The sequence below is a fragment of the Brachyspira catarrhinii genome, from assembly GCF_005518285.1.
Classification (GTDB): domain Bacteria; phylum Spirochaetota; class Brachyspiria; order Brachyspirales; family Brachyspiraceae; genus Brachyspira; species Brachyspira catarrhinii.
Genome location: NZ_SJDU01000267.1, coordinates 1 through 3,204 on the forward strand (window position 1 = coordinate 1; position 3,204 = coordinate 3,204).

Here is a 3,204-nt window from a genome sequence, read left to right on the forward strand (position 1 = left end):
ACATTCTTTCATATAATATAATTTTTACGAACCTCATGCGGATATGCATGGGGTTTTATTTTATTTACAAAAAAATAAAAGCTCGTTTTTTCTATTTTATAAATTAGAAACTTTAATATGACGCTATAAAATCCAAAACCAAATCTAAAGCGAAAATAACGCTCGACTCTCTTACTTTATCTCTATCTCCCGAAAAAATATTTTTATAAGGTTTAGTATAATTTTCAGCGGATAAACAAATCCAAACCAAACCTACGGGCTTCTCTTCGCTTCCTCCGTCAGGTCCCGCTATTCCGCTAATAGCTATAGAAATATCGGCATCCATTATTTGCCTGATATTTTCAGACATCTCGATTACGCATTCTTTACTTACAGCTCCAAAATTCGATAAAGTTTCTTTCTTTACATCTATAATTTTATTTTTAATCTCGTTGGAATAAGTCACAAAAGAACCTTCAAAACATCCCGAAGAACCGCTAATAGAAGTTATCGAGGCGGCAAAAAGTCCTCCAGTGCAAGATTCCGCGGAAGTGATTTTTAATTTTTTTTCAATAAGTTTATCTACCAATTCTTTTGATTTAATTTTTATTTTATTCATAACAAATCCAAATATAAAAATTATAAAATATACAAATTTAAAAAACAATATCGATATAAATCGTAAAAAATATAATTAATAGCGAATAAGAATTTTGACAAAAATTTTATATTTTGTATAATATATTTATTATGTTTACTTATTTTGTAATTAAAAGAATATTAAAAGGTATTATAATGTTTATAATACTTATGTTTATGTCTTCGGCAATATTCAATACCGTAAGCGAGAAAACTCTAAAAGCGCAAATAGAAGAAAATATTAACGCCGAAGTTAGAGGTTTGAGTAATATGCGTGCGGAAGATGTAGACAATTTCATTAAAGAAAGAAGAGCTTATTACTACGATATTTATTGGCTTAACAGAAGTCGGGGAGAGAGAATATTTTTAAGAGCGATTAATACGATAACTTTTCAATTCGGTAAATCGAGTATTATGATGGATTCCAACGGAGACAGAACCGTCATAAAAATAATAGGAGAAGCTTTGCCTCGCTCGATAATATTATTCACAACGGCGTCAATAATTCAAATAATAATAGGTTTGGCTGTCGGTTTGATAAAGGCGCGAAAAGCGGGAAGCCCATTCGACAGAACGACAAGCATTTTTACTATGATAGTTTACGGTATGCCGACTTGGTGGCTTTCTATGATTCTTATAATGGCTTTCGTTTATAAATTCAATTTATTTCCGTCTGGCGGAGTTCATTCCGTTCCAACTCCCGAAGGGATAATGTATTTCTTGGATATGTTATGGCATATGGCTTTGCCTCTTTTAACTTTGGTATTGATAGGATTTTGGGGAATTTCGTTTGTCGTTAGAAATATAGTTTTAAATATTCTGCAAGAAGATTATATAATGGTGGCAAGAGCGAGAGGATTAACCGAAAAATCGATTCTATTTGGACATACTTTAAGAAGCGCCGCTCCTCCGATAGTGACGATTACTTTACTTGGACTTTTAGGTTCTATTGCGGGTTCTATAATATTCGAAGGAATTTTTTCATGGCCAGGGCTTGGCAATTTATATTGGATTTCCGTTCAACAAAACGATATTCCCGTTCTAATGGGAAATTTGGCTATAACTACAGCGTTATATCAATTAGGACTCGTCATACTCGATATTTCTTACGGATTTTTGGACCCGAGAATAAAAGTCGGAGGAAAATTATAAATGGAAAATAAAAAAACAAATTCTAAAAATACAAATCCTCAAAAACAAAATTTAATTGTAGATTTTTTCAACGAATTCAAAAAAGATAAAACGGGAATGATAGGATTATCTATACTAATAATTGCAATTTTAATGTCTTTATTCGAGCCTTTAATTTTAACCTATAAAGAAGCGCCGAAAAGATGGAGAGATATTAATTATTGGCAGGATAATCCCGTTTCCGCTCCTCCCGTGTGGGTTAATTTTTTCCAAAAAGAAAAAGCTTCGATTACTTCGCATATTGACGCTATAAGTTTTGAAACGAATTATATTGACGGAAGATTAAATTATAAAATTTTATTCGAATACGATTATAATTTTGATAAATCGCCCGTAGATTTGATTTTTCATTTGAATATTAGAGGAAACACGGGACTTACTTGGAAAATCACTCGCCCAGATGGAGAGACAATAATTCTTTATGACGGTTTATACAATTCTACGGGAAATTTAAGAATCTCGGCGTTCAACGATTCAAAAAATAGAATTTTAAGATTTTATAGAGAATCCGTCCCAGTAATTTTTTCAAGGCAGGCGGAATCTTTAATCACAAATCCTATTGAAATATTATTTAATACGAAAAAAGACGATATGGCGAACGATTTTTTAGCGTTAAAAGGAAATTATGAATTTGAAATAACGGGAGAATTTTCCGAAACAAACGGCGAAATAGAAAATCCTTATATGGTTTTAGTCGGTTCGATGTCGGGCTTAATGGGAACGGACAACATGAAAAGAGATATTTTTTCGGGGCTTATATCTGGTTTGAAATGGGCTTTATTCATAGGAATTGCAACAAGTTTTATCGCCGTAATAATAGGCGTTATGTATGGAATAATTTCCGCGTATTTCGGTGGATTCGTTGACGGATTTATGCAATTTATCTATCAAATATTTATAGGAATTCCCGTTTTGCCCGTTATGATAGTAATGAGCGCAATATTCAAACCGAGTATTTGGACAATGATTGCTATGATGATATTATTTTCTTGGACGGGTTCGGTTATGACGGTTCGCTCTATGGCGATGCAATTAAAAGAAGAAACTTATATTGAAGCGGCAAGAACGATTGGAGCGGGACATTTAAGAATAATATTTAATCATTTGACTCCTTTGCTTTTACCTTTTTCTTTCGCGTCAATGGCTTTAGCCGTTCCTTCGGCTATAGTTTACGAATCTTCTTTATCGTTGCTCGGATTTGGAGACGCCACGATAGTCACTTGGGGGCAGATTTTACATGACGCTATGAAAGGTTCGGCAGTTCTTTCTGGGCTTTGGTGGTGGATAATACCCCCGGGAATTTTAATAGCGATTTTAGGAATGTCTTTCGCGTTTTTAGGTTTCGCTTTGGATAAAATACTTCATCCCAAATTAAGAAATAGATAAAAATCTTAA

General features: G+C 33.2%; 3 protein-coding genes. 2 read left to right on the forward strand and 1 reads right to left on the reverse strand.

All coding sequences use genetic code 11. From position 1 onward, the window contains the following. Window positions 1-112: 112 nt before the first annotated feature. Complete coding sequence (locus EZH24_RS09125) at window positions 113-598, reverse strand: CinA family protein (protein ID WP_137998850.1); 486 nt, start codon at window positions 596-598, stop codon at window positions 113-115. 131 nt (window positions 599-729) lie between these two features. Between EZH24_RS09125 and EZH24_RS09130 the strand changes: the two genes are divergently transcribed. Then, window positions 730-1,770 carry an ABC transporter permease gene (locus tag EZH24_RS09130; protein ID WP_137998851.1) on the forward strand — a complete coding sequence of 347 codons (1,041 nt, stop codon included), beginning with the start codon at window positions 730-732 and terminating at the stop codon, window positions 1,768-1,770. Continuing rightward, complete coding sequence (locus tag EZH24_RS09135) at window positions 1,771-3,195, forward strand: ABC transporter permease (RefSeq protein WP_137998852.1); 1,425 nt, start codon at window positions 1,771-1,773, stop codon at window positions 3,193-3,195. The last annotated feature ends 9 nt before the right edge of the window (window positions 3,196-3,204 follow it).